This window comes from Dellaglioa sp. CoH-57-MRSF-21 (assembly GCF_056781915.1).
This window is the reverse complement of the sequence record NZ_JBXAXU010000052.1, coordinates 1-493: the sequence shown is the minus strand read 5'-3', so window position 1 is coordinate 493 and position 493 is coordinate 1. Positions and strand designations below refer to the sequence as shown.

General features: G+C 52.9%; 1 protein-coding gene. It reads left to right on the top strand.

The genetic code is table 11. The features are described 5' to 3' along the window. Positions 1-232 precede the first annotated feature (232 nt). The coding region (locus AC1RPQ_RS07865) for a hypothetical protein (protein WP_481762243.1) at positions 233-493 on the top strand (261 nt) is incomplete at its 3' end.

Here is a 493-nt window from a genome sequence, read left to right as displayed (position 1 = left end):
GGGGCGCGCTCAGGACCCCGAACTAGATCATCACGAAACGCCAGAACCAGAAGATGAAGGACCGATGAGTCTGGAGCGATTCATTGAGCACACCATACACCCGGGCCCGAAGCGTGCAGCTGAAATGGAGTGGTCAATTGCTGGTCTGGCAAACTGGCACAGCTCTTAGTCGCACGGTCACAGTGATGTGGCGCGGCTCATAACATGGCCGATCTATAATTACCTGAAGGATATGGGATTGATCGACAAGGGAGGCAAGCGCGCTAATCTGCTTGAGTGGACACATCATTTCATATCGCGCCTTATCCGCAAATTTGCGAAGCGCCAGATGAAGAAATGGCTGACCAAGTTCTTGTGGCGGTTTATACGGTTTGCGGCGCGCGTTCTATGGGGTGCCGCTCGATGGTTGATGCGTAACATCTTCAAGACGCTTATCCGTCTTGTGGTGCGCCCCATGATCACGTTGGTGTTGGAAGCATTGGTTCTGAATCCT